Below are 25,541 nucleotides of genomic sequence, written 5' to 3'. Positions count from 1 at the left end.
AATGAAGCAAATCCTTGTTTTGCATACAGGTGGTACAATTTCAATGGCTAAAGATGCCGGCGGTGGAGTCATCCTCAGTGATGAGAATCCCTTGATGAACCAAAATGAACTGTTTCAAGGAGAGGTTGAACTGATTGTAGAAGAAATATTTAATCTCCCTTCTCCTCATATGACGCTGGAACGGATGCTTGAGCTAAAGGAACGAATAATGCTGGGGATTGAAGAAGGAATTGACGGTGTAGTTATTACCCATGGAACAGACACACTGGAAGAGACAGCTTACTTTTTAGAGCTGACAGTGCCAAAGAAAATTGCTGTTGTTATAACAGGAGCGATGCGTTCCAGCAATGAAATCGGTAGTGATGGACTTTATAACTTTATAAGTGCCGTTTGGACAGCCGCTTCCGATGAATCAAAAAATAAAGGCGTTCTTGTTGTAATGAACGATGAGATTCATATGGCAAAATATGTGACAAAAACCCATACAACAAATGTAGCAACTTTCCGAACGCCAACCTTTGGTCCCATAGGTATGCTGACCAAGGGCAAAACCTTCTTCACTAAAGAAGTAATGCCGGAAGAGGTCTGTGATATCAAATCTGTTGCAGGAGAAGTTCATTTAATTAAGGCTTATGCAGGAATGGATGGGCAGATTTTTCAGCTGGTCAATACTGAATCACTTAGTGGTATTGTAATTGAGTCGTTGGGTGCGGGGAACTTACCTCCAGCTGTTTTGAAGGAGCTACAGGTTATCCTTGATAGAGGAATTCCTATTGTACTAGTTTCCCGCTGTTCTAATGGTATCGCTGAGGATATTTATGCGTATGAAGGCGGCGGAGTAGAACTGAAGAAGCGTGGTGTGATTTTTGCCAGAGGTTTAAATGGACAGAAGGCACGTATTCGTTTAATGGTTGGATTAAACAGTGGGAAAAATGATGGTTGTTTAAAGCTGTTTTTAGCGGGAGAGTAATAGTTTTATAGGACGTAAAAATTTATCGATTATAGTGAAAGCTGCAGCTCTTGTCGAAATGACAGATGTGCGGCTTTTTTTGTATGACATGTAGGTCTGTTCTACTTTGTAAAATTATTTAAGCTCGTTTTAAGTTCCTGCGGGTAAGCTTTTCCTAAGATTAAAAGAAAAGCAGGTGACGAAATGGCAGCAGCAATCGTGATTCCCAGTTATGAGCCTCAAGAGAAGGTTGTTTTATTCATCCAGCAGCTGAGGGAAGAGCTCAGTGAAACAATAATTGTAGTTGATGATGGGAGCGGGAATAAGTATCGACCGATTTTTCAAAAGCTGGAGCAGCTTCAAGGAGTAAAGGTCTGCTCGTATAAAACAAATGAAGGAAAAGGTCACGCTTTAAAAGCTGGTTTTCAGGAAATTATAGATAACTTCCTTGAAGTTGAAGCAGTTGTTACTGCAGATTCTGATGGGCAGCATAGTATTGAAGATATTCAGCAGTTAATTGCACAGATACAAGCAGCGGATACACAAACTATCATTTTTCTATGTTGTAACTTGTCTATTTTTACTGTCGGCAACTGTATTGACGCTGTTTTCATATATAAAATGAGGTGATCTGATGTGGTTTTTTCTAGTGATTCTGTTTACAGCGGTGTTAGGACTGATTTGGTTGATTATACCTAAAGAATGATGACTTGGAAAAATGAAGCTAAAGAAACAATCAATGTCTGAAAGTGTAAAGCAAGTGTAGAAAAATTGGAGACTGTTCTTTTTTTGATTCTAAATCCGAAGGAGAGTACAAAAACAGCCTATAAAAAGCCGAAATACGCTGAAATCGATGCTAAGATACGATTTCAGTGTATTCCGGCTTTTTTCTTAAGATAGATCGCTTTTATTACAGTCTGCTGCTAATTTTTTATCTATAGTTAATAAACTGCAGTTCAATTGGAAGGTTAAGCTCTCTGAGCAATGCGATGACTTTTTGTAAATCATCACGGTTTTTCCCTGTTACTCGAATCTTGTCTTCTTGAATTTGGGATTTAACCTTCAAACCTGAATTTTTAATAGCTACGTTGATTTTTTTAGCATTCTCTTTATCAATGCCGCTAATTAGCTCTCCATACTGTCTGGCTGTACCGCCAAGTGCTTTTTCGCTCTCTGAAAACTGAATGTTTTTAGTAGGTACATTGCGTTTAATCAGTTTGCTGAAGAGTACATCTTTGACCTGTTCTACCTTGTAATCGTCATCTGAAACAACCACCAAGCGATCATTTTCCAATTTGATATCAACAAGGGAACCTTTAAAATCAAATCGGTTTTTAATTTCTTTTAGCGCAATCTGCATGGCGTTCTTTACTTCTTCCATGTTCATTTCAGAGACCACATCAAAACTTGCTTCTTTTGCTGCCATTTGATAACCTCCTGTTTTTGATTGTTCTTTCATAGTAACAATGAAAGAAAGATACGACAAGAGATTTTGAAAAAAAGAAACAAAAAAACAACATTTTTGCAGATAGAAAAACAGTGGGCGCTTGGCTAAACAAAGGACAACCTGAGAGGAAAAAAAGATTGTTTGATTCAGCATAAAAACATTGCGAAAATCTTGGGAAAACATATAATTGGAATGGGGATAGTATCAGTTTTTTTATAAAATGATTATTGAAGGAGCGAAAAAGATGGGGAAAGAGCTTGTGTCTCATAAACAGGGAGAATTTATCAAAAAGATTTTCGTTATACTTATTACCGGAATCACTGGGGCAATGGGCTTAAATTTGTTTTTAATTCCAGCTAAAGTTTTTTCAGCAGGAATGAATGGGATTGCGCAAATACTGGCCACCCTTCTATACAGTCATTTTTCCATCACAATAGACACAGGTTTGTTCATTCTACTATTGAATTTGCCGATTTTTATTTTAGGTTTTTTAAAGCTTGGGAAAGAAGCCACGATTTTTAGTTTTATGAATGTTGCCTGTGTTTCGGTTATAACCATGATTTTTCCAGTGTATACTGTTACCGATAACCCGCTGATGAACGCGATTGTCGGGGGCGTACTGATTGGAATAGGGGCGGGTCTCTCTTTAAAAATGGGATTTACCACTGGGGGAATGGATGTTATTTCCTTAGTTCTATCTAAAACAACAGGAAAAACAGTTGGAAAATATATTTTTATGTTGAATAGCATTATTGTGGCAATTGCGGGTTTTCTGTTTAACTGGGAAAGTGCATTATATACGATTATCTCAATTTATTGTATGACCCAAGTGATTGATGCGCTGCATACTAGTCATCAGAAGGTGACTGCGATGATTGTCACCACAAATCCAGAGATTGTGGTGCGGGGAATAGCAGAACAGATGGTGAGAGGGATGACGCTGCTGCCGTCAGTTGGCGGGTATTCTAAGGCTGAGGGACAGATGATTATGATGGTTATAACCCGTTATGAATTATATGATTTAGAGCAGATTGTTCACTCAATAGATGAAAATGCATTTATGAATATTGTACCAACTCAAACGGTCTTAGGCCGGTTTGCTAACGAAGATGAGCAGAGAGTATTTAAAAGTACTGGAAATTTTCCTGAATTAAAAAAACATAGAATCAAGTAAAATGAGAATAGATGAATTTTTATAGCCTTTGAGGAGTTTTTTTATGAGTAAAGAACAAATGATTTTCAAAAAAGCATTGACAGCATGTATGCCGCAGCTGCTGGAAGAAATACTGTCGTATAACGAAAGCCAAAAGGTATACGGGGTTTCTTTTATAACGACAGACGATTTTTATGGGATGTACGCAGCCTTTGTTACAAAAGAATTTATGGATGAACAGGTCAAGTCGGAGTCAGAAAAAGAATACAAACGGTGGCTGCCGACAGAATGGCCCTTTTCTGATAGCGTTCAATACTTAATTATATAGAAACTTGTCTGCGATTATTGATAATGATGAGGTAACTGATTTTACACGACCCTCAGATGAAAAATGGGCATTCGCTCTTACGCTGATTGATACAATAAATGAAGCACTTGAAGCTGTGCCGAAAACATTGTTTACAAAGCAAGGCTATGAGAAAGAAAACGTGATTTTTTCCGTAACGATGTCTGACGCGACTACATGGATGAGATGTTTGTTGGCTCTATTAAAAAAATGAACAAGGGGACAAAAGCGTTAGAATTACTGAAAACCCTGGAAAAATAGGAAGTATTACTAAAATATTCTTTTTTCAAATAATAACTTTGTGAAAAGGTGTATAAAATTTTCTGAAAAAGGTATTTTTAGTAGAAAAGTACCAAAATATCTGCTAAAATGAATCTGTTGGTTAAGGAGTGTCCTTAACAAATATGGTTTTTTAAAACTTAGGAGGAATTTTTTATGCCATTAGTATCAGGAACAGAATTTCTTAAAGCAGCTCGCAAAAGCGGCTACGGTGTTGGAGGATTCAACACAAACAACTTAGAATGGACAAAAGCTATTCTTGAAGCAGCTGAAGCGAAAAAAGCTCCAGTACTGATTCAAACATCAATGGGTGCTGCTAAATACATGGGCGGCTATCAAGTATGTTACGACTTGGTAAAAGATTTAGTTGATTCTATGGGTATTACTGTACCAGTAGCACTTCACTTAGATCACGGTGAATACGAAGATGCATTAGAATGTATCGAAGTTGGCTATACTTCAGTTATGTTTGACGGATCTCATCTGCCATTCGAAGAAAACATCGAAAAAGCAAAAGACGTAGTAGCTAAAGCTCATGCAAAAGGCGTTTCTGTAGAGTGTGAAGTTGGTTCTATCGGCGGAGAAGAAGATGGAATTATTGGTTCTGGCGAATTAGCTGATATCGAAGAATGTAAACAAATGGTTGCAACTGGTATTGACTACCTTGCCTGCGGAATTGGTAACATCCACGGTGCTTACCCAGATAACTGGGCTGGCTTGGCATTTGATCACCTACAAGCAATTGCTGACGCTGTTGGCGATATTCCATTGGTACTGCACGGAGGATCTGGTATTCCTTTGGATCAAATCCAAAAAGCAATCTCAATGGGTGTATCTAAAATCAACGTAAATACTGAAGCTCAAGAAGTATTTGCTGCTGCAACACGTAAATACATTGAAGAAGGTAAAGATCTTGAAGGTAAAGGTTTTGACCCTCGTAAATTATTGGCTCCTGGTACTAAAGCAATTACTGAACTGGTTGAACAACGTATCGAATGGTTCGGTTCAGAAAACAAAGCATAAGTTTAATTGATAGATAGAAAACTGCTTCAGCTTTTATTAGCTGGAGCAGTTTTTTCATCTTATTAGAAGTGTATCAGCTGGTAAACTTCAGGAAGATTCCCGCTATCCATGCTATTTTTTTATTGATAAGCAGCCGGCTTTTGTTATTCTTGAAAATCATTGCTTTTTTATTGATGTGTCTTATGTTAGAATAGTCTGGGTATATTAAAAAAAGAATTCAACTTCTGACATAGTTAGGTGAGAAAAATATAATGAAAAAAATAGTAATCAACGGTAATCGTCCTCTAAAAGGCGAAGTAAGTATCAGTGGTGCAAAGAACAGTGCAGTAGCATTAATCCCAGCGGCGATTTTAGCTGACTCTCCAGTTACCTTAGATGGTGTACCGGATATCCAAGATGTTCATTCTTTGATTGAAATTCTGGAAATCATGGGTGCCAAAACAACCTTTGAAAATAACACGCTGGTTATTGATCCGACTGAAATTGTTTCAGTACCAATGCCTACTGGAAAAATAAACAGTTTACGTGCTTCTTATTATTTCATGGGCTCTTTGCTGGGGAAATTCGGAGAAGGTGTTGTAGGACTTCCCGGCGGTTGTTATCTTGGACCAAGACCAATTGATTTGCACATTAAAGGATTTGAAGCTTTGGGGGCTTCTGTATCTAATGAACATGGTGCCATGTATTTGAGAGCAGACCATGGGTTGGCAGGTACGAGAATCTTTATGGATATGGTTTCCATTGGTGCCACGATTAATGTAATGCTGGCAGCTGTTAAAGCTGAAGGCAAAACGATTATCGAGAATGCAGCTCGCGAACCTGAAATTATTGATGTGGCAACGCTGCTTAATAACATGGGTGCTAATATTCGGGGGGCAGGTACGGATATAATCCGCATTGAAGGCGTGAAAGAGCTTCATGGCTGCCGTCATTCGATTATTCCAGATCGTATCGAGGCGGGAACTTATCTAGCCATTGCTGCTGCGATGGGACAGGGTGTTAAAGTCCGTAATGTAATTTATGAGCATCTGGAAAGCTTTATTGCAAAGCTTCAGGAACTAGGCGTGAAGATGACTATTGAAGAGGATATGATTGAGGTACATCCTTCCAATGATTTAAAGATGATTAATGTGAAGACCTATCCTTATCCGGGCTTTGCGACAGATCTTCAACAGCCGTTGACCCCGTTGCTTCTAAAAGCCGTAGGAACTGGTCAAGTGATGGATACAATTTACGCTCAGCGTACAAAACATATTCCTGAGCTGGTACGCATGGGTGCCTCTGCTTCGGTTGAAGGGAATATGATTGTGTTGAACGGACCAGCTAAACTTCATGGTGCAGAGGTTGTAGCATCTGATTTGCGGGCAGGAGCTTGTTTAGTAATTGCCGGGTTGATGGCTGAAGGAACAACTACTGTGTACAATGTTGAATACATTCTACGGGGATATGATCATATTATTGAAAAACTGACAGCATTAGGTGCTGATATTCAGATGATAGAGACTGAACAGGTTGAGGTGAATCAATGAGCGATTACTTGACGATGGCGGAGCTGGAAAACAGCACGCTGAAAGATATCTATGCGTATGCAAAGGAATTCAAAATTCCCTACTACAGTCAAATGAATAAAAAAGAGCTTTCTTTAGCTGTGATTCGGGCTCAAGCAGAAAAACAAGGTTTTTTCTTCATGGAGGGAATTCTGGATATTGTTTCTCAGGATGGTTATGGTTTTTTAAGACCAATCAATTATGGTCCTAGTGCGGAAGATATCTATATATCTTCTTCACAAATTCGCCGGTTTAGTTTGAGAAATGGGGACAAGGTTGCTGGTAAGGCCCGTCCGCCGAAAGAATCAGAGCGTTATTACGGGTTAATGCACGTGGAGAGCGTTAATGGGAAAGATCCAGAAGAAGCGAAGCAACGTCCTCATTTTCCAGCGCTGACTCCTCTGTATCCTGAAAAACAAATTCATTTGGAAACAACTCCAGGTAGATTATCTACTCGTATGATTGATATCTTTTCACCCGTGGGTTTCGGTCAGCGTGGGCTGATTGTTGCTCCACCAAAAGCAGGTAAAACAAGCGTTTTAAAAGAAATAGCTAACGGAATTACAGAGAACTATCCTGATGTCGAGCTAATTTTACTTCTGATTGATGAACGTCCTGAAGAAGTGACGGATTTGGAGCGAAGTGTCAAGGGAGATGTAGTTTCATCTACCTTTGATCAGCAGCCGCAAAACCATACTCGAGTTTCTGAGCTGGTACTAGAACGTGCGATGCGTCTCGTAGAAGATAAACGGGATGTAGTTATTTTGATGGATAGTATCACTCGTCTAGCTAGAGCATACAATTTAGTTGTTCCGCCAAGCGGCCGAACATTAAGCGGGGGGATTGATCCTGCAGCGTTTCATAAGCCTAAGCGTTTCTTCGGAGCTGCCCGGAATATAGAAGAAGGCGGAAGCCTAACGATTCTGGCGACAGCTTTGGTGGATACTGGAAGTAGAATGGATGATGTCATCTATGAAGAATTCAAAGGCACCGGAAATATGGAGCTTCACTTATCCAGAGACTTAGCAGAACGTCGTATTTTCCCTGCTATCGATATTAAGAAATCAGGTACTAGAAAAGAAGAGCTGTTGATGGAAGAGCAGCAGTTGGAAGAAATCTGGAAGCTAAGGAATAATATGACAGGGGACTCACTTGAGTATACAGAACAGTTCATCAAATTCCTGCGTAAAACGAAAAACAATCAAGATTTTTTCAGTGCATTTCATGATGTGTCCTTTAGTAAGTCAGGGCCAAAAAGAAATTTAAAAAGATGATTGCAAGTGAAAATAAAACATGCTATCATTGTACTGTTGTATATCGACAAAATAACTCTGACTCAGCAAATGACTCAGGGCAAAGGAGAGAAATAAGTATGAAACAAGAGATTCATCCGGATTACCATCCAGTAGTCTTCATGGATTCAACTACAGGTTTCAAATTCTTGTCAGGTTCTACTAAGACAACACAAGAAACTGTTGAATGGGAAGACGGCAACACGTATCCAGTGATTCGTGTGGAGGTTACTTCTGATTCACATCCATTCTATACTGGACGTCAAAAATTCACTCAAGCAGACGGACGTGTGGACCGTTTCAACAAAAAATACGGTCTCAAAGATACAAACGCTGCAGAGTAATAAGAACATTGAACTATCGAGATTTAGCAGACTACCCTTTATGGATGGTCTGTCTTTTTTTGTTTTAAGTATATGTACTGAAGCTTTTTCAAATATTTAGTCCTTCTGTAAGAGGTTCCTTGCTGCTTTCTGTGGTGAGCTAAAAGGGTCCTTGCTCCTATTAAAGAATGTCTTGTTTAACTACTGTATCTCTTTAATCTTTGAAAAAGCCAAGCGAATGATACCTGAAACAAATCAATACAGAAAAAACGAGTCTACTAAATATAGACATATTTGTAAAGGGAGACAAAATGAGGTTTAGAGAAGCGACAGTTGATGACAAAGAACAAATTACTGAAATAATGACAAAGGATACAAATGAGGATGGCCCTCCAGGATACAATGACGGAAGTCTTGCAGAACGTTTTTTATCAGATTCCCAAGTGACAACTTATATGATTGTTGTTGATGAAACAGAGATTGGGTTTATGAGTTTTAGTGTGAAGGGAATAACAGGAGTCTTGGAAAAATTTTGTGTCCTGCCAGTATATATTGGTCGGGGATTTGGTTTCTAGGCGTGGAAGCTGTTGGAGCAGCAGGAACACTATAACTTGTGGCATTTGGAAACACCTGATTATTCAATAAGAAATCAGCGCTTTTATGAACGGTGTGGTTTTCAAAGAATAGGACAAAAGAAGTATGGTGAAGACAGTTATTCTTTTGTCTTTGAAAAAAGCATCAGTAAGGAATGAAAAGAAAGTGACTGTAACCATCAATAGATTAGCTGCTTAAAACTAATTGAGCGATATTGTAAAACCCAATCATGTTCCATAGGTTGGAACAAAGTGACATGTCTTAAATGCAAAAATTATTTTTTTGACAATAGCTGGAATTAATTTAAAAGTTGTGGAGCACTAAGTAAGAATTAATCAGTATGGAAAATCAGATAAAACATATCAAAGTACTAAGAATCCTATGTCTCTTTTTAAAGAAGTGGCTTAATAAATAGAACTTCTGAAAGAATAACATTTTTTTGAAGAAGCTTTACTTTTTGGTTTTATCGATAGAAAATCTGTGCTGTTGTCAGCATTGTTTAAAGTGAAACAATATGTTATATTATGTTTGGAAATTATTTTGAGTTAAGTAAGTAGAATAAATAGCTGAGGTGTGCTTTTTGAGCAGTGTGACGAGATCTATCTAGATTAATTTAATAGCCTTAAAACATAGGTTTATTTGGCGTATCTATAGATTTCCTTGCATTCTCAAAATAATTTAAACACACTTACTGATATGTAGGCTAGTTAAATAAGAGGAGAAGGCTGTGAAATTTCGCAGTCTTTTTTTATTTTTTAACTACGTAATTCCTGTAAAAGATTCTGTGCTTGAAATATAAGCAAGGATAATGACAACGAAGTTCGGTTTTTTAATAGGATTTATGTATTCAGAGAATAAATAGATAAAACCATTAAATTAGTGTAGATAGTCATTTCATCGAAAGTAATGAATGAAGGGATGGAATGGTTCTTGACACATGAAAATAGAACCGACACAAGTGAATATAGCAAAGATAATTAAAGAACAAACAAAATTGGAAGAATCAGAAGAGGTTGTTCATTTACTTTTAATCGAATGGTACCTGAGGAAGCAGCTCTCAACAAAGAAATTGGCGGGAAAAGTAAAATTACCTCTCCCTCTTGTCTCAGCTATAAAAAAGGAATTGGTTAAGCTAGGTCTAGCGTCCAACAAGGTAGGAACAGGCTTAACTAGAAAAGGTAAACTCTATGTAGAACAGCAGCTTGGCTGGGCAGCAATTAATAAAGAATACTATCTGAAAGTAACTGATTCAAAAGAAGAACAGGCAAGCCTGAAGGAAGTAATGGCGGAGGAACTAACAGTCGGAATAGTTGGTAGACCGAGTGTTGCCGTAGCTTACGACCAAGCATTTGCTACAATAGAAACGATTGTTGAGCGGGCCTTTTTACTACTAGAAAAGCCTGATTTTATAAATAAACATATTCTATTTTTAGGGGATGATGATTTGTCTTCTCTAGCAGTCGGTTTGTTAATAAAAAAACTAAAAGCTTCCGGAAGAACAAAATCAATTGAAAAACTAACTGTATATGAGTTGTCGCCTGATGTTATTCATTGCATAAATACCTCTGCAAAGAAAATGGACTTAGACATAGTCTGTCAACATTTAGATTTTCGTGAAGGTTCCCTGAGCAAGTATAAAAACCAGTTTGACTATATATATGTTGATCCGCCGTACACACTTTCAGGACTCAAGCTCTTTTTATCAAGGGCAATTTCATGCAGCCGCTTGGAACATGCTCATATTTTCTTATCATTTGGGGAGAAAGCGCCTAAAAATCAGCTGGCACTTCAAAAGCTGATTGGTCTTCAAAATCTCGTCATAGAGAAAATTAAACCTAATTTTAATCAGTATTCAGGTGCTTCCATCATCGGAGGAGTAAGCACACTATATGAACTGACCACTCAAATTGACAGTTATCCAGCTGTCTTAGCGGAAAGTTCTTACTCGGATTACATCTATACTGGTGAGCTTCGACCGCGAAATGTTGTGTATCAATGCTGCCGCTGTGGAAAAGAATATACAGTCGGTCTCTATACGGAGATGACAATCGAAGAATTGAAGAGGAAAAAATGTTCAATCTGTGCTAATGATACTTTTTTGCGTATAGATACTAAGAAACTGCCTGATTTGCAGGAACAGCATTCTCTTGGCAAACATTATCTTATTGAACTGAAAAACTGTCCCAAAGAAAAGCTGACATCAGTTCCTTTAGTAGAACAGCTAATGCTCCAGATTGCAGATGGGTGTAAACTCACCAGAGTACAGCACTATTTTCATCAATTTGAGCCTTGGGGGGTCAGCGGAGTGATTATTCTTGCCGAATCACATCTTACTATCCATACCTGGCCGGAAAAAAACTATGCTGCAGTGGATTTATTTGTATGTAGCGATTTATCTTCAGAATCACACTTTACTTCATTGCTGCTGACATTGTTTGAAGGGAAAGAAATTGAATGTCGGTGTATCATCAGAGGGAATGTGAGCTGAAAAGTCATTAGCAAGGGAAATCGTTGATAAAATAGGTAAACAATAGAACACCTTCTTCAAAATCCGTGAAGTTTTTCTAAATACGGATAGTTGATAAATCAAGCTGTATGCTATAATAACTTTTACAACACAGGAGACCTATCGATGAGAGTGAAGGAGGAAAGCAAAGTGAAATTTGCAGATACAGATTTTAGCTACTATAGAAGAACAATGGAAAAGATGTACCATAGTTACTATCTAAAGCGCATTGTTGGGATGGCAGCAGCACTGCTAATTACTAGTTTGTATACCGTGTTTTTTCCGGAGGGCTTATGGGTAAACCTTGTGCTGATCCTTCTATTTGCCGGAATGCTATTGCTTTTCATATTGCAGCGGCTGAAATTTAATGAGATTTATGACAAGTTTTTACTAGAATATCGTGAAAATGGAACCATAAAAAAGCTTGAAGAAGATGAATTTACCTATAATGTATTATTGGAAAATGGTGATAAGCTGCGTATCAACAAACAAGGTTCAAGGAATCTGCCTTCAAATAATAAAGAATTAACTCTTTTGGTGGGATTTGTTAAAGCGTTCTTTAGTAGACAGCCATTTCAGATTGTCTATTTTGATATGCTTGAACTAACGTATGATGAGAAATACCGATTAAGAATGAATAGGATTTCCCGGCTTCCACGTTTTTTACGGGCATTTACATGGAGAAATTTGAAATCAAGCTCAACTGGACTATTCCGCTTGATTGTTGGCAACTTATTTACATTGTATATTCTATATCGGTTAATCAGTTATGTTTTCTATCTGATTCGCATGTTTATCTCTTAAATGAAAAGTCAGAATATAAGAATTGAAGAGTTTGAAATAGAAGAGTAGCTGGTTTTTAGAACAATGCTGAACTATAAGCATTTTAAAGGAGAGGTCAAATATGAAAGAAGCAAGAAACCATGCGGGTATCCACCCGCCACTAGGAGCCTATACTCATCAAATAGAGATGAGTGGAAATATTCGCTGGTTAACACTTTCTGGTCAAGTTGGTATGACACTGAATGGCTTATTGTCAGAAGACATAGGAAAACAATTTGAAGAAGCTCTAATAAACATCAAAAAAACCTAGAGGCAGCTGATATGAAGGTATCAGATATTACTAAGCTGGTTATTTATCTAGTTGATCCGATGGATATGAAAGAACGTACAGAGCTGCTGAATGATTTTCTTCAAGGAACCGAAGTCTGCATGACCTTGCTCTATGTAAAAGCATTGGCCTCTCCTAAAATAAAGGTAGAGATTGATGCTTGGGCTGCGTGTGAACAACCAGACTAACTGAACTAAAAGACAATTCGCAGAACAAGTGAATTGTCTTTTTTTTACAGTAAGTGTACAAAAAAAATCAAAAAAGGCTTCGCTGCTTTTGTTATAGTAATTATAGGAAAAGGAGCGTGGTAATTATGAATAGTTTCAATCAGCTGAATCAGGTTGTGGTATATATTGAAAATCATCTTGAGGAAGAGATTGATTATTTGGAATTAGAAAAAATTGCACAATGCACACCAAAGCAGTTGCCTAGAATTTTTGTCTTTGTTACAGGAATTACCCTTTCAGAATATATTCGTAAACGAAGACTGACGATGGCAGCAGAAGACATTCGCAAAACAACATTATCCCTGCTGGCGATTGCAGTTAAATACGGGTATGATTCTCAAGCAGCTTTCAGCCGGGCATTTAAAGAACAGCATTGTGTGTCGCCGTCTATGCTGCGAAAAAACAGAGATACACAAGTTAAGCCGTATCCCCGTATTGTTTTTCATGAAGAAGCGATGATTGAACAGCTGGAAAATTATCGGGTTGTTGAAGGGGAGGTAAAAAAAGCCAAGGTGGTTTACAGTGATTTTGGACCACTTGAAGCTTGTAAATTTGTGGGAAAAGAGATTCGTGCTGCATTTATGTCCCAGAGCATTTCCCAGCATTGGGGACGCTGCTTCGCTGAAAAAGTTTTTGAGCAATTGCTTGAGCACGAAGCATTTATTATGGAAGAATCGGTTGAAAATTACATTGGCTATGTTCGGGATGTTGACCACGATACGGGTATGTTTACTTATGTGATTGGGCTGTTTATGCAGCTGGATGCGCCAATTCCAGAAGGATTTTCTGTTTACAACGTTCCAAGTTGTACCTTAGCGAAAATTTGGGTTCAAGGGGAAGACTATGATGTTTTTTCCAGTGGTCCGGAGCTTTCAAGAGCAGAGATAAGTAAACAGGGATATGAAATAGATGAAGAGAATTATTTTTTGTGTGAAGTTTACACAGATGAACGCTATGAAACGCCTAAGCAAAAAGGAGAAACCAGTGCCATTTTAGATTACTATCTACCAGTGAAGAAAACAGAAAAAAAAGTAAAAAAATACTTACAAATATAGAATTGGCTATCCATAGGAGCAACCAGAATAGCTTTATTTAGATAAAAAAGACAACTATCCGATAAATGCAGGAAGTGCGTCTTCAAAGTTAGATTTTCCTATCTAACTTTGGAGGTGCACTTCCCTGATATTCTATTGACTTTTTATTAGTTTAAGCTTAAATAGTTTTCAAGGTAATCTGCAAGTCCGTTTTCATCATTGGTTTTATCAGTGATATCGTTGGCTACTTTTTTTATTTGATCAGTGGCATTGCTCATAGCAACGCCCCAGCCAGCGAATTCCAGCATTTCTTCATCATTATGTTCATCACCAAAAGCAATGATATCTTTTTGGCTGATATTTAGATAGTCAGCAACTTCAGCAACACCTTTTGCTTTCTGAATTCCTTTAGCAACAACCTCCAGAATCGGCTTGGCACCACCCCAAGTACGAATATCCAGTAAATCACCATATTGCTTCAGTAGAGTTTCTGACGCTGCTGCAACCTGATCTTTGGCCGGACACAACATAAGAGAAGTCGGATCTGTAATCAAATTTGTCGTATTCAGTAGATTTTTTTCTGATGCTTCTGCAGCAAAAAATGCAGAATCAAAATGGTCAAAGCTGTCAATAAAAAAAGTTTCTTTATTCTCGGCAGCAACAAAATCCAGATTTAGAGCTTTTTTCTGTGATAGAATATCAAAAACAATATCTCTTCCTACACTGGACGAACGTTCTCCTGCCCACTCTTTTTCGGGAATGTGCACGAGCCCGCCGTTGAAATTAACCATAGGTGTATTTAAATTTAGCTGTTTATAGAACTGATTGCTTAGGCGATAAGGACGACCTGTAGCAATACTGACATAGTGCCCTTGAGCGATAGCCTTTTTTAATGTCTGCTCCGTTTTTTCGCTGATTAAAGAATTCATGTTTAATGTAGTACCGTCTAAATCGATGGCAATTAATTTTTTCAAAGTATTTCCTCCTGCCAATTTTTCTTTTTCTAAGTCTAGCACACTAAATAGAAATGGCAAGCTTAATTCGGTAAAAATCTTCAAGAATAGCCTCTATAAAGTAAAAAGAATCCATATTGCTGTTGACAGCCTTTTCAATAATTGATAGTCTGAAGTGTGAGACTATTAAGGAGGAACGAATGCATGAAAAAGAGAAATAGGGGGTTCCGTTTACTGCTTATATCTGCAGCAGCAGGCGGCTTCTTGTTTAGCAATGGTCAAGGTGTTTATGCAGTTGATCAGGATACAACTAAAATTCCTGTTCAGTTTTTGGGAATCAATGATTTTCATGGTGCATTGAGTACAACAGGATCATTCTACGATGATGCCGGTAATAAAGTCAGCAATACGGGAACAGCAGCTTTATTGGCAGGTTATTTAAATCAGGCGGAAACATCTTTTGCAGCAGAAAATACAGGTGCTCAGACACTGCGTGTACAATCTGGGGATATGGTAGGCGCAAGTCCGGCAAATTCTGGACTGCTTCAAGATGAACCAACAATTAAAGTATTAAATGAAATGAATTTTTCAGTGGGAACTCTGGGCAATCACGAGTTTGATGAAGGATTGGCGGAATTTAACCGTATCATGACTGGAGGTACACCTTCAAGTGATCCTTATGGTATTTTGGCTGATTATCCAAGAGTTGCGTCCAAGACAGAGCTTGTAGTCGGGAATGTCGTTAAGAAGGGAACCGATGATCAAATTCCTTTTGGCTGGAAGCCGTATACGGTAAAAGAAGTTGGTACGGAAGAAGGACAAAAAGTTAAAGTCGGATTTATTGGCGTTGTAACCACAGAAATTCCCAACCTTGTTCTAAAAGAGCATTATCAGGAATACGATTTTCTGGATGAAGCTGAAACAATTGCTTATTATGCCAGTGAACTAAAAGAAGAAGGGGTAAACGCAATTGTCGTTCTTGCCCATGTTCCTTCTACTAGTAAGGAAGGAACCATTTCCGGTGATGCAGCAGAAATTATGGCTAAAGTAAATAAACTTTATCCGGAAAATAGTGTGGATGTATTCTTAGCGGGGCACAACCATCAATATACAAATGGACTTGTGGGAGAAACCCGAGTTGTACAATCTACTTCTCAAGGTAAAGGTTTTGCAGATGTTCGCGGCTATCTAGATGTCGCAACACAAGATTTTGAAACAGCTCCTGCTGCTACCGTTACTCCTGTGGCACTGGAAGGCGAAAATGTTCCTGCTGCGGATGCAGCTGTTGCAGCTGTTGTTGCCGATGCAGACAGCCGTGTATCTGCTGTAACAAGCAAAAAAATCGGAACAGCTAAGAAGTCAGAAGCAATTTTGCGTGAGGTTAATGAGCATAAAGAATCCCCATTAGGGAATTTAATTACAGATGGTCAGGTCGCAATGGCTAAAGCACAGGGGATTGATGTTGACTTTGCGATGACAAATAACGGCGGTATTCGAGCGGATTTAATCGTTGGTGAAAATGGTGAAATTACTTGGGGATCTGCGCAGGCTGTACAGCCGTTTGGAAATATCATGCAAATTGTAGAAATGACTGGTGCTCAAATCGAACAAGTGCTGAATGAACAATATGATCAAGAAGAAAAATATTTCCTGCAAATTTCAGGACTATTTTACACATATGAGAAAACTGCTGATGCTGCACAGCCATTTAAAGTTAAGACAATGGTCGACGCAAAAGGCAATGAACTAAAAAGTGAACAAACATATCGAGTTGTAATCAATGACTTTTTACTTGGCGGAGGCGACGGCTTTGCTGGATTCACACAAGCCAAATTAGTTGACGCAATGCAGCCGGATACTGAAACCTTTATTGGTTATATTGAGATGAAAGAAGCAGTTGGCGAGCCAATCGAAGCGGTTATTCAAAATCGAAAAGCTCCTTATGTAGAGCCGCCTGTTCTGCCGGAAGATAAAGAAGCAATAATTCGTAAGGCTACTTTATTTGATCCTTTGTACGAAGATGATCAGTATCTTCAGGGAGTGACCTTGCCAAATGCAACGATTGTGTTGTTTGCAGGAGATATTCCTAAAAGCAAGTCAACAACAGGCGAAAATGTTCTTCCTAAAGGCGATATAACTGGTAAGGCTGACAGTGAAGGAAAGATTAAAATCGATGTAGCTGCGTTGAAGCTTAAAGGAAAAGAAAAAATTACTGCAGTGGTTCTTGACGAGGAGTTAAACAGTGCGGTTTTCCCGTTGGATGTATTGAAAAGATCTGTTGGAACAACAGATTCATCGTCAACTACCACTAAGTCTGATACGAAAACCAGCTCTAGTGGGGCAACGACAGGAACTAAAGAAAACGGTGCTTTCCCGAATACAGGTGAAGCAACGGCGAATAGTAGCCTGTTCATAGGAACTATTCTTTTAGCAGGAAGCTTTATCTATCTTTTGAAAAAGAGAAGAGCCTAATTTATAAAAGCAGAGTAATAAACGCAGCATTTGACTTTTTCGAATGCTGTGTTTTTTCATTTATCTAAACCAGTTGTTTTTGATTGAACTATGTGAGAAAACGTTTGAAATACGAATATTAAAAATAATTAATGTGTATATCGTTAGTATTTTGTTGAAAAATATAAAAAAATCTCCTATACTTTAAAGGTATTTGTTGGAAATGATTATTTTGCTCTTATTTATTTTTTTCCGATAGGTATGCGAATTATTTTTAAGGAGAGATAGACACTCATGGAAAAGTTTTTCAAATTAAAAGAAAATCGTACAACTGTTTCAACAGAAATGATAGCAGGGATTACCACCTTCTTTGCTATGAGTTATATTTTATTCGTTAATCCTTCGATTCTATCAGAAACAGGCATGCCTTTTCAGGCGGTATTTCTAGCAACGATTATTGCTTCCATTATCGGAACATTAGTAATGGGCTTATTCGCTAACGTTCCTTATGCTCAAGCTCCGGGGATGGGGCTGAATGCCTTCTTTACCTTTACAGTGGTTTTCGGGTTAGGGTATAGCTGGCAGCAAGCTTTAGCAATGGTCTTTATCTGTGGACTGGTGAACATCCTAATCACAGTTACAAAAATCCGTAAAATGGTCATTCGGGCAATTCCTGAAAGCTTACAGCATGCTATTGGCGGAGGGATTGGAATTTTTGTTGCGTATGTCGGAATCAAGAATGCAGGACTACTTGATTTTACTGTACAGGCTGAACCAGTTAATGGAGCTGTAAATGGCGATAGTATTGTGCCGGCATTAGGAAATTTCAATAATCCAGGAATTATTCTAGCGATTCTGGGCTTAGTAATTATGACTGTTCTAGTTGTTATGAATGTTCGAGGCGCGATTTTAATTGGTATTGTTTTGACAACTCTTTTGGCAATTCCGTTAGGAGTAGTTGATTTATCTGCTATTGACTGGCAGGGAAATTCGTTGGGAAGCTCTATTTCAGCGTTAGGCACAACCTTTGGTGCCGCTTTTGGGAAAGACGGGATGCAGTCGCTATTTAGCGACACTTCAAAAATTCCACAAGTTTTAATGACAGTAATTGCTTTTAGCTTATCTGATACATTTGATACAATTGGAACATTTATTGGAACGGGTAGACGGACAGGAATCTTTTCAAAAGAGGATGAAATTGCATTAGAAGAAAGCAAGGGGCTTTCGACAAAAATGGATAAAGCATTATTTGCAGATGCAGTTGCAACTTCTGTAGGTGCTGTTTTTGGAACATCCAATGTAACAACTTATGTAGAAAGTGCAGCTGGAATTGGTGCTGGTGGACGTACAGGTCTAACCTCTGTTGTGGTAGCAGCGTTGTTTGCCTTAAGTAGTCTATTTTCTCCACTGATTTCCATCGTACCAGCCCAGGCTACTGCACCAGCATTAATTTTGGTGGGTGTAATGATGATGGCTTCATTCAAGGATATTGAATGGACAGATTTAGAAGAAGCCGTACCAGCATTCTTTGCCTCTATTTTTATGGGACTATGCTACAGTATTTCATACGGAATAGCTGCTGGATTCTTATTCTTTGCTGTAGTGAAAGTGGCGAAAGGCAAGGTAAAAGAAGTATCGCCAATTATCTGGGTCGTTAATGCATTATTTATTATTAACTTTATTATTTTAGCAACATTATAATATAAAATGAAGAACGATTCGGGATTGATATAGTTAATAAAATGAGAGCGGAAGCAGTAAATGCCCGCTCTTTTTTTTTGATACTACATTAAGCTGTATTATCAGGATTAAAAGGCTGAATAAATTGACATATTTTGGAACAAAGAAAGTGCTTGTTCTATTTCTGGTTCTTTCATTTAGACTAAGAGTAACTTTATCGAATAAACGTATGAAAGAAAATCACAGGAAACACGAATGTTAGACATTCTATGTTGAGTGATTCTTACCTGGTGATTCACAAATTTTTGCTAAATTCAGGCTTATTGTCAAAGAAGCTGCTTCTATCTCTCTGTTTATTCGGGTTCGGGCATACAAAGAGTCTAGGAATTTATTTTTGTCCTGCTCATAACCGTACAACATTATTATTCTAAGATACAGAAAAATAAAAATTTTGTGAGATTTTTAAATATGGAGTATAGTTAAAGAGAAAAAAGCATATGAGGAGGGTGATGAAGGCAATGAAGATAGATTGGAAGAAGAATCTGATGGTTGCCTGGCTGGGAAGTTTCTTTACGGGAGCCAGCATCAGTTTAGTGATGCCCTTCATTCCAGTATACATAGAACAATTAGGAACACCGAAGAGCCAAATTGAACTGTTCTCTGGGCTGGCCATCTCGGTGACGGCTTTTGCAGCAGCTATAGTTGCGCCTATCTGGGGGAATCTAGCCGATCAAAAGGGTCGAAAAATTATGATGATTCGGGCAGCAGCTGGCATGACTTTTACGATGGGGTCTCTGGCATTTGTGCCGAATGTTTACTGGCTGCTAATCATGCGTTTTTTAAATGGTATTTTATCGGGATACATACCAAATGCGACAGCAATGATTGCTTCTCAGGCACCTCGAGAAAAGAGCGGCTGGGCGCTGGGAACATTATCTACTGGTGCAGTTGCAGGCAATCTAATTGGTCCTTCAATTGGTGGAGCACTTGCTCAGTGGTTTGGCATGGAAAATGTATTTATCATTACAGGTTTCGTGCTGCTTATTACAACATTGCTGACAATTTTTATGGTGAAGGAAGATTTTGAACCTGTGGAGAAGAAGGACCTACTGTCTACTAAAGAAGTTTTTTCACGAGTGAACCATCTCTCCATATTAATTGGTTTGTTTGTTACAACATTGATTCTGCAAGTAGGTGTAACGAGTATCAGCCCTATTTTGACACTTTATGTCCGTTCACTAAGCGGCAGTCAGGATAATATTCTTTTTGTTAGTGGTCTGATTGTTTCTGTTGCAGGGGTCTCAGCGATTATTTCCTCGCCTTCATTAGGGAAATTAGGCGATAAAATCGGCAATCACAAAGTATTGCTGGGAGGGCTCCTGCTGTCTTTTCTCTGCTATGTTCCTATGGCCTTTGTGCAAACGCCTTTCCAATTGGGTGCACTACGTTTCATGCTGGGCTTTTCCACAGGTGCTCTAATGCCGTCAATCAATACCTTGATTGGAAAACTGACGCCGCCGGAAGGAGTCAGCCGAATATACAGCTATAATCAGATGTTCAGCAATTTCGGACAGGTTTTGGGACCCATGATTGGATCAACTGTAGCCCATGGACTTGGCTACAGTGCAGTATTTATTACTACAGCCTGCTTTGTTTTGGGGAATATGTGCCTATCTGTTTTCAATTTCAGAAAAATTTTAAAGAAACGAATTTAAACGGTTGAAAACAATCAAAAACCAGTTACAATTAGTGTAACTGGTTTTTTCTGTCCGCTCACTGCTAGGCAGTGAAGCTGACAGATTAAAGGTATTTTTAGTAAGTAAAAAGCAGTGGGCAGGATATCCCAATGAATATCCTGCCCACTGATCTTGGTTTTATACCTGAGATGTTTTCTTTTTGGGGACAGCAAAATGACCAATTAATAGAATAAGAACGCCGGCAATAAGAGATATAATAGTTGTAAGCATAAAATCATAGCTGCCGTTGTTTAAGGCACCGCCAATATATCCTACCACCTGTCCTAATACAAAGGACCAGAATAATGCAATAATGTAGCGCATAAATAGCACCTCTTTTCTAGCTACTAGTTTAGCACAATTTTTTTTATTGTAAAGAAAGAGGAAATTTATTTCATAAGGAGGGTTTCAAATGTTTCCGCAGCTATATACAATTACCTCGTATTCTCTGCTTTCCAGTACCATCAGAATTGCAGAATTTGTTAAGAAAGCGAAGCAGTACGGGTATCACTATTTAGGTATATCTGATATCAACGTTCTTCATGGAGCTGTTGAATTTTACGAAGCCTGTCTGGCAGAAAATATTAAACCCGTCATCGGCATGACACTGGAATATACACCTGAGATTAGTGATCAAAAAGTTCAGTTAATATTATATGCAAAGAATCAGCAGGGCTATCAAAATCTCATGCGTATTTCCAGCATGAGAATGACAAATGAAGCAGCGTTGAAATTTAGCAGTTTTTCCAGTTTGCTGACTGATTTGTATGTTGTTATGCCTAGTGATAAAGGCGTTGTAAATTATTTTCAGGAAAAAAATGCGGAAGAGATAGACAGGGAGCTGAATGAACTGTTGGCAGTAATCGATGCCGAGTCGTTTTTCATTGGAGCCTCTTTCATGTGCAATCCCGTAACTGATCCTCTTTTGTTTGAATTCATCCGCAGCCGAAGCTACCCAATTATAGCACTGCAGGAAACAAGATATCTGGTTCGAGAGGATGGTTTCGCTTTACGGGTACTTGAACATATTGAATCTGGCACACCAATGGAGGTAAACCAAAAAGAAGCTGAAATTGATGGTCCCTATTATCTGAGAACAGCAGAGGAAGCTGAGAATCAGCTGACAGAGCTGATTGGCAGAGAAGGTACAGAGAATGCCCGTAAACTGGCAGAAAACTGCCGTTTTGAATTACCTCTGCACCAGAAATTATTACCTCATTATCCAGTTCCTGATAATTTGCCAGCGGGAGAATATCTGCGACAGCTTTGTAATGAATGTTTATCGCAACGGGTGCTGCAGGTGACTCCAGAGTATCAGGAGCGTTTGGAAAAAGAGTTATCAATCATTCATAGTATGGGGTTTGACGACTATTTTTTGATTGTATGGGATGTAATGGCATTCGCTCACAAAAATAAAATCGTCACTGGTGCTGGACGAGGATCAGCAGCTGGTTCACTTGTCTCCTATGTACTGTCGATTACAGATGTGGATCCAATCCAGTATGATTTACTTTTTGAACGTTTTTTAAATCCGGAACGCTACTCGATGCCTGATATAGATTTGGATATTCCTGATAATAAACGGGAACAGGTTCTAGCTTATGTTCAGGAGAAATATGGACATCATCATATGGCACAAATTGCAACGTTTGGGACGATGGCAGCCAAGATGGTTTTACGAGATGCTGCTAGAGTGTTTGGCTTGTCTCAAAGTGAATCCAACCGCTGGTCTCAGGCCGTACCTAGTACATTAAAAATAACGTTGAAGCAAGCTTATCAGGAATCAAAAAAACTTGTAGAGCTTGTGGAAAGTTCAGAAGTTAATCAGCTGTTGTTTGATACTGCTGTTCGTTTGGAAGGTCTCCCCCGTCATGTTTCTACCCATGCAGCAGGTGTGGTTATCAGTGATAAAAATTTGCTGGAGCTGGTTCCGCTGCAGACTGGGACTAATAATATTTTGCTGACTCAGTTCACCATGAATGATGTAGAAAAAATCGGTTTGCTGAAAATGGATTTTCTAGGTTTAAGAAACTTGTCAATCATTGACGATACACTCAAAGCAATCAGAAAAATCTATAAAAAAGAATTAAAATTAAGCGATATTCCTTTTGATGATGGAGAGACCCTGGCCTTGTTTCAACGGGGAGAGACAAGTGGTGTGTTTCAGTTTGAATCCGCCGGAATTCGCAACGTTTTAAGAAAGTTAGGACCAACCAGTATTGAAGATATTGCAGCGGTTAACGCTCTGTACCGTCCGGGACCAATGCAGAACATTGATTTATTTATTCGAAGAAAAAAAGGTATCGAGCCAATTGATTATCCAGATGCTTCTTTACAGCCTATTTTAGAAAATACTTATGGCGTAATTGTCTATCAGGAACAGATTATGCAGGTGGCTGCAAAAATGGCGGGCTTTAGTCTAGGTCAAGCAGATATTTTACGAAGAGCAATTAGTAAGAAAAAGAAGGACATTCTTGATCAGGAGCGGCGTCATTTTGTTCAAGGGGGCGTAAATCAGGGGTATTCTGAGGAAACCGCCAATATGATTTATGATTACATTGAACGCTTTGCAAATTATGGATTTAACCGTTCTCATGCATTTGCTTATTCCTTTATTGGATTCCAAATGGCTTACTTAAAAGTACATTATCCTGCGGCATTCTATGCGGCATTGCTTCACTCGGTTCGTCATAACCCAAATAAAATTAAAGAATATATTAATGAGGCAAAGAAGAACAATGTGCGGATACTAGCCCCGTCAATTAACTATAGTCAGTATAGCTTTTATTTGAAGGGGCAAGATGAGATTATGTTCGGCTTTAGTTCTCTAAAAGGAATTAGAAGAGATTTCATTCAGGATATTCTGCAGGAACGAAGAGAAAATGGTCATTATCAAAGTTTCGATCAGTTTCTGTTTCGCATTCCAGCAAAATGGCGTAAGAAAGAAAATATTGCGCCTTTGATTGCGATTGGTGCCTTTGATGAATTAACGGCTAATCGACGACAGCTGGATAATCAGTTGGAAAGTAAAATTCAAAATATTATATACAGCGGCGGCAGCTCAGATCTTTTCGAAACATTAGAGCTGAAAGAAGAAGAGATTCAGGACTATCCTCTTGAAGAAAAGCTGGCTCAGGAAGAACAGTATTTGGGTGTTTATTTATCCGGGCACCCTGCTGAAGAGTTTACCAAGCTAATCAAACTAAAGCAGATTCTATCAATCAATGATGTTGTGGAAAACCAACAGGTTCGTTTGTTGATTTATGTAAAAAATGTGCGGACTATCCGAACTAAAAAAGGCGAACAAATGGCTTTTGTTGAAGGGGATGACAGTACAGGTTCTATATCTTTGACTTTGTTTCCAACAGTCTTCCGGTCGCTGCGGCAGACAGTTCATCCAAATCAGGTGTACTATGTTGAGGGCAAGGTTGAGAAAAGCAAGTATAATCAGGAGCTGCAGGTGCTAGTGAATGAAATTGCAGAAGCCGCATCATTAGAAGCAGGAATTAGTGCAACAACTTGCTATTTGAAAATAGAACAGTCACAAGGGGCGCCAGCGGTTCTGCAGGAAGTAAAAAAGATTATCCAACAATTTCCAGGGATTGTCCCCGTAGTATTGTTTTATGCAGATCAAAAAAAGAAAGTCATTTTAGATAAAAGCTTCTGGATTACTGATTCTTTAGAGGCAAAAGAAGCGTTTAATACCCTTTTGGGAAAAGAAAATGTCGTTTTCGAATAAGTTTCAGTAAAAACTACTAGTCGCTTTCAACTTTTTTCAAAAATTTTGACTCTAAGTCAAGACATTTTGCACTATTAATGGTAAAATGGGTGACGTGGTATTTTTGTATAGTTAATGGTAAAGCAGCAACGTTTTATCAGCAGTATAATATTTAGTATGAGGTGAAAGAGCGAATGAAACGTATCGGTATTTTAACCAGTGGAGGAGACGCTCCGGGAATGAACGCTGCGATTCGTGCAGTTGTTCGTAAAGCAATCTTTGATGGTATTGAAGTATATGGAATCAACTACGGTTTTGCCGGACTAGTAGCTGGAGATATTCGTCGTTTGGATATTGCAGATGTTGGTGACAAGATTCAGCGTGGAGGAACGTTCCTTTATTCAGCACGTTACCCGGAATTTGCAACTGAAGAAGGTCAGCTAAAAGGAATTGAACAGTTGAAAAAATTCGGAATTGAAGGTTTAGTTGTAATTGGCGGAGACGGCTCTTATCATGGGGCGATGGCTTTGACAAAACGCGGCTATCCAGCTGTGGGGATTCCAGGAACTATCGATAATGACATTCCAGGAACAGACTTCACAATTGGCTTTGATACAGCGATTAATACAGTTCTTGAATCTATTGACCGTATTCGTGATACAGCAACATCTCATGTACGTACATTCGTTATCGAAGTGATGGGACGCGACGCAGGGGATATCGCTCTTTGGTCTGGCGTTGCCGGCGGAGCAGATGAGATCATTATTCCTGAGCATGACTTTGACATGGCTACTGTTGCTAAACGAATTCAAGATGGTCGTGACCGTGGGAAAAAACATTGCCTAATTGTTCTTGCTGAAGGTGTAATGGGGGGCAATGAATTTGCAGATAAACTGTCTACCTATGGCGATTTCCATACACGGGTTTCCATTCTGGGACACGTTGTCCGCGGTGGATCACCAAGTGCAAGAGACCGTGTTTTAGCAAGCAAGTTTGGCTCTTATGCTGTAGAATTGCTTAAAGATGGCAAGGGCGGCTTGTGCATCGGTATGCTGGACAACAAAGTAGTTGCAGCTGATATCGTTGATACACTGGAAAACAACAAACATAAACCTGACTTATCTCTTTATGATTTGAATAAAGAAATTTCATTTTAAGAAAGTGAAAACTGT

The 25,541-nt window shown here is 38.7% G+C and carries 24 protein-coding genes; 21 read left to right on the top strand and 3 right to left on the bottom strand.

The annotated features are described in order from the left end of the window. Position 1 precedes the first annotated feature (1 nt). Together ACPWSO_RS00185 and ACPWSO_RS00180 are read left to right on the top strand one after the other, a co-directional pair. Positions 2-970: an asparaginase gene (locus tag ACPWSO_RS00185; protein WP_426080737.1), complete on the top strand. Its 969-nt coding sequence runs from the start codon at positions 2-4 to the stop codon at positions 968-970. Positions 971-1,153: 183 nt separating this feature from the next. Next, the gene (locus ACPWSO_RS00180) at positions 1,154-1,579 is read left to right on the top strand and encodes a glycosyltransferase (protein WP_426080736.1); all 426 of its coding nucleotides are present in this window, start codon (positions 1,154-1,156) and stop codon (positions 1,577-1,579) included. A 301-nt stretch (positions 1,580-1,880) separates the two neighbouring features. Here ACPWSO_RS00180 and ACPWSO_RS00175 read toward each other — a convergent pair whose 3' ends face one another. Further along, a complete protein-coding gene (locus ACPWSO_RS00175; protein ID WP_426080735.1) occupies positions 1,881-2,375 on the bottom strand; it encodes a YajQ family cyclic di-GMP-binding protein in 495 nt (164 codons plus the stop codon). 265 nt (positions 2,376-2,640) lie between these two features. Here ACPWSO_RS00175 and ACPWSO_RS00170 point away from each other — a divergent pair, with 265 nt between their 5' ends. The 14 genes from ACPWSO_RS00170 (at position 2,641) to ACPWSO_RS00105 (ending at position 13,852) form a co-directional block, all read left to right on the top strand. Then, positions 2,641-3,570: a YitT family protein gene (locus tag ACPWSO_RS00170; RefSeq protein WP_426080733.1), complete on the top strand. Its 930-nt coding sequence runs from the start codon at positions 2,641-2,643 to the stop codon at positions 3,568-3,570. A 43-nt stretch (positions 3,571-3,613) separates the two neighbouring features. Next, positions 3,614-3,877 carry a DUF4303 domain-containing protein gene (locus ACPWSO_RS00165; RefSeq protein ID WP_426080732.1) on the top strand — a complete coding sequence of 88 codons (264 nt, stop codon included), beginning with the start codon at positions 3,614-3,616 and terminating at the stop codon, positions 3,875-3,877. A 4-nt stretch (positions 3,878-3,881) separates the two neighbouring features. Further along, a complete protein-coding gene (locus tag ACPWSO_RS00160; protein WP_426080731.1) occupies positions 3,882-4,109 on the top strand; it encodes a hypothetical protein in 228 nt (75 codons plus the stop codon). A 221-nt stretch (positions 4,110-4,330) separates the two neighbouring features. Continuing rightward, positions 4,331-5,197: a class II fructose-bisphosphate aldolase gene (locus ACPWSO_RS00155; RefSeq protein WP_426080730.1), complete on the top strand. Its 867-nt coding sequence runs from the start codon at positions 4,331-4,333 to the stop codon at positions 5,195-5,197. A gap of 251 nt (positions 5,198-5,448) precedes the next feature. Next, a complete protein-coding gene (locus tag ACPWSO_RS00150; protein WP_426080729.1) occupies positions 5,449-6,726 on the top strand; it encodes a UDP-N-acetylglucosamine 1-carboxyvinyltransferase in 1,278 nt (425 codons plus the stop codon). After that, positions 6,723-8,018: a transcription termination factor Rho gene (gene rho / locus ACPWSO_RS00145; RefSeq protein ID WP_426080728.1), complete on the top strand. Its 1,296-nt coding sequence runs from the start codon at positions 6,723-6,725 to the stop codon at positions 8,016-8,018. The genes ACPWSO_RS00150 and rho overlap by 4 nt, the downstream gene beginning before the upstream one ends. Positions 8,019-8,116: 98 nt before the next feature. Then, a complete protein-coding gene (locus ACPWSO_RS00140) occupies positions 8,117-8,380 on the top strand; it encodes a type B 50S ribosomal protein L31 (protein ID WP_426080727.1) in 264 nt (87 codons plus the stop codon). Between the two features lie 290 nt (positions 8,381-8,670). After that, positions 8,671-8,934: a hypothetical protein gene (locus ACPWSO_RS00135; protein WP_426080726.1), complete on the top strand. Its 264-nt coding sequence runs from the start codon at positions 8,671-8,673 to the stop codon at positions 8,932-8,934. Positions 8,935-8,946: 12 nt separating this feature from the next. Continuing rightward, positions 8,947-9,111, top strand: a complete 165-nt coding sequence (locus tag ACPWSO_RS00130) for a hypothetical protein (RefSeq protein WP_426080725.1) — start codon at positions 8,947-8,949, stop codon at positions 9,109-9,111. Positions 9,112-9,890: 779 nt separating this feature from the next. Next, on the top strand, positions 9,891-11,441 hold the full coding sequence (gene speD, locus ACPWSO_RS00125; protein ID WP_426080724.1) for an adenosylmethionine decarboxylase: 1,551 nt from the start codon (positions 9,891-9,893) through the stop codon (positions 11,439-11,441). Between the two features lie 168 nt (positions 11,442-11,609). Further along, the gene (locus ACPWSO_RS00120; protein WP_426080723.1) at positions 11,610-12,263 is read left to right on the top strand and encodes a hypothetical protein; all 654 of its coding nucleotides are present in this window, start codon (positions 11,610-11,612) and stop codon (positions 12,261-12,263) included. A gap of 100 nt (positions 12,264-12,363) precedes the next feature. Then, on the top strand, positions 12,364-12,552 hold the full coding sequence (locus tag ACPWSO_RS00115; protein ID WP_426080722.1) for a hypothetical protein: 189 nt from the start codon (positions 12,364-12,366) through the stop codon (positions 12,550-12,552). Between the two features lie 11 nt (positions 12,553-12,563). Then, positions 12,564-12,758 (top strand): hypothetical protein, encoded by a 195-nt coding sequence (locus ACPWSO_RS00110; protein WP_426080721.1) that lies wholly within the window; start codon positions 12,564-12,566, stop codon positions 12,756-12,758. A gap of 125 nt (positions 12,759-12,883) precedes the next feature. Beyond that, a complete protein-coding gene (locus ACPWSO_RS00105) occupies positions 12,884-13,852 on the top strand; it encodes an AraC family transcriptional regulator (protein WP_426080720.1) in 969 nt (322 codons plus the stop codon). 146 nt (positions 13,853-13,998) lie between these two features. On the opposite strand, the gene ACPWSO_RS00100 is transcribed toward ACPWSO_RS00105, so the two are convergent. Beyond that, positions 13,999-14,805, bottom strand: a complete 807-nt coding sequence (locus ACPWSO_RS00100; RefSeq protein ID WP_426080719.1) for a Cof-type HAD-IIB family hydrolase — start codon at positions 14,803-14,805, stop codon at positions 13,999-14,001. A gap of 183 nt (positions 14,806-14,988) precedes the next feature. Between ACPWSO_RS00100 and ACPWSO_RS00095 the strand changes: the two genes are divergently transcribed. The 3 genes from ACPWSO_RS00095 (at position 14,989) to ACPWSO_RS00085 (ending at position 20,630) form a co-directional block, all read left to right on the top strand. Next, positions 14,989-17,256 carry a bifunctional metallophosphatase/5'-nucleotidase gene (locus tag ACPWSO_RS00095; RefSeq protein ID WP_426080718.1) on the top strand — a complete coding sequence of 756 codons (2,268 nt, stop codon included), beginning with the start codon at positions 14,989-14,991 and terminating at the stop codon, positions 17,254-17,256. 273 nt (positions 17,257-17,529) lie between these two features. After that, positions 17,530-18,936 (top strand): NCS2 family permease, encoded by a 1,407-nt coding sequence (locus tag ACPWSO_RS00090; protein WP_426080717.1) that lies wholly within the window; start codon positions 17,530-17,532, stop codon positions 18,934-18,936. Between the two features lie 497 nt (positions 18,937-19,433). Then, entirely contained in the window at positions 19,434-20,630 is a 1,197-nt protein-coding gene (locus tag ACPWSO_RS00085) for a multidrug efflux MFS transporter (RefSeq protein WP_426080715.1), read from the top strand. Between the two features lie 159 nt (positions 20,631-20,789). On the opposite strand, the gene ACPWSO_RS00080 is transcribed toward ACPWSO_RS00085, so the two are convergent. Then, the gene (locus ACPWSO_RS00080) at positions 20,790-20,975 is read right to left on the bottom strand and encodes a YjzD family protein (protein WP_426080714.1); all 186 of its coding nucleotides are present in this window, start codon (positions 20,973-20,975) and stop codon (positions 20,790-20,792) included. A gap of 88 nt (positions 20,976-21,063) precedes the next feature. Here ACPWSO_RS00080 and dnaE point away from each other — a divergent pair, with 88 nt between their 5' ends. Beyond that, complete coding sequence (gene dnaE, locus ACPWSO_RS00075) at positions 21,064-24,390, top strand: DNA polymerase III subunit alpha (RefSeq protein WP_426080713.1); 3,327 nt, start codon at positions 21,064-21,066, stop codon at positions 24,388-24,390. 173 nt (positions 24,391-24,563) lie between these two features. Continuing rightward, complete coding sequence (gene pfkA / locus ACPWSO_RS00070; protein WP_426080711.1) at positions 24,564-25,526, top strand: 6-phosphofructokinase; 963 nt, start codon at positions 24,564-24,566, stop codon at positions 25,524-25,526. The last annotated feature ends 15 nt before the right edge of the window (positions 25,527-25,541 follow it).

The sequence above is a fragment of the Enterococcus sp. LJL51 genome (genome assembly GCF_049894025.1).
Classification (GTDB): Bacteria; Bacillota; Bacilli; order Lactobacillales; family Enterococcaceae; genus Enterococcus_L.
This window is presented reverse-complemented; position numbering and strand designations above follow the sequence as displayed.

Coding starts and splice junctions, on each gene's coding strand:
- ACPWSO_RS00185 (WP_426080737.1), top strand. CDS start 2: ATGAAGCAAATCCTTGTTTTGCATACAGGTGGTACAATTTCAATGGCT.
- ACPWSO_RS00180 (WP_426080736.1), top strand. CDS start 1,154: ATGGCAGCAGCAATCGTGATTCCCAGTTATGAGCCTCAAGAGAAGGTT.
- ACPWSO_RS00175 (WP_426080735.1), bottom strand. CDS start 2,375: ATGGCAGCAAAAGAAGCAAGTTTTGATGTGGTCTCTGAAATGAACATG.
- ACPWSO_RS00170 (WP_426080733.1), top strand. CDS start 2,641: ATGGGGAAAGAGCTTGTGTCTCATAAACAGGGAGAATTTATCAAAAAG.
- ACPWSO_RS00165 (WP_426080732.1), top strand. CDS start 3,614: ATGAGTAAAGAACAAATGATTTTCAAAAAAGCATTGACAGCATGTATG.
- ACPWSO_RS00155 (WP_426080730.1), top strand. CDS start 4,331: ATGCCATTAGTATCAGGAACAGAATTTCTTAAAGCAGCTCGCAAAAGC.
- ACPWSO_RS00150 (WP_426080729.1), top strand. CDS start 5,449: ATGAAAAAAATAGTAATCAACGGTAATCGTCCTCTAAAAGGCGAAGTA.
- rho (WP_426080728.1), top strand. CDS start 6,723: ATGAGCGATTACTTGACGATGGCGGAGCTGGAAAACAGCACGCTGAAA.
- ACPWSO_RS00140 (WP_426080727.1), top strand. CDS start 8,117: ATGAAACAAGAGATTCATCCGGATTACCATCCAGTAGTCTTCATGGAT.
- ACPWSO_RS00135 (WP_426080726.1), top strand. CDS start 8,671: ATGAGGTTTAGAGAAGCGACAGTTGATGACAAAGAACAAATTACTGAA.
- speD (WP_426080724.1), top strand. CDS start 9,891: ATGAAAATAGAACCGACACAAGTGAATATAGCAAAGATAATTAAAGAA.
- ACPWSO_RS00115 (WP_426080722.1), top strand. CDS start 12,364: ATGAAAGAAGCAAGAAACCATGCGGGTATCCACCCGCCACTAGGAGCC.
- ACPWSO_RS00110 (WP_426080721.1), top strand. CDS start 12,564: ATGAAGGTATCAGATATTACTAAGCTGGTTATTTATCTAGTTGATCCG.
- ACPWSO_RS00105 (WP_426080720.1), top strand. CDS start 12,884: ATGAATAGTTTCAATCAGCTGAATCAGGTTGTGGTATATATTGAAAAT.
- ACPWSO_RS00095 (WP_426080718.1), top strand. CDS start 14,989: ATGAAAAAGAGAAATAGGGGGTTCCGTTTACTGCTTATATCTGCAGCA.
- ACPWSO_RS00090 (WP_426080717.1), top strand. CDS start 17,530: ATGGAAAAGTTTTTCAAATTAAAAGAAAATCGTACAACTGTTTCAACA.
- ACPWSO_RS00085 (WP_426080715.1), top strand. CDS start 19,434: ATGAAGATAGATTGGAAGAAGAATCTGATGGTTGCCTGGCTGGGAAGT.
- ACPWSO_RS00080 (WP_426080714.1), bottom strand. CDS start 20,975: ATGCGCTACATTATTGCATTATTCTGGTCCTTTGTATTAGGACAGGTG.
- dnaE (WP_426080713.1), top strand. CDS start 21,064: ATGTTTCCGCAGCTATATACAATTACCTCGTATTCTCTGCTTTCCAGT.
- pfkA (WP_426080711.1), top strand. CDS start 24,564: ATGAAACGTATCGGTATTTTAACCAGTGGAGGAGACGCTCCGGGAATG.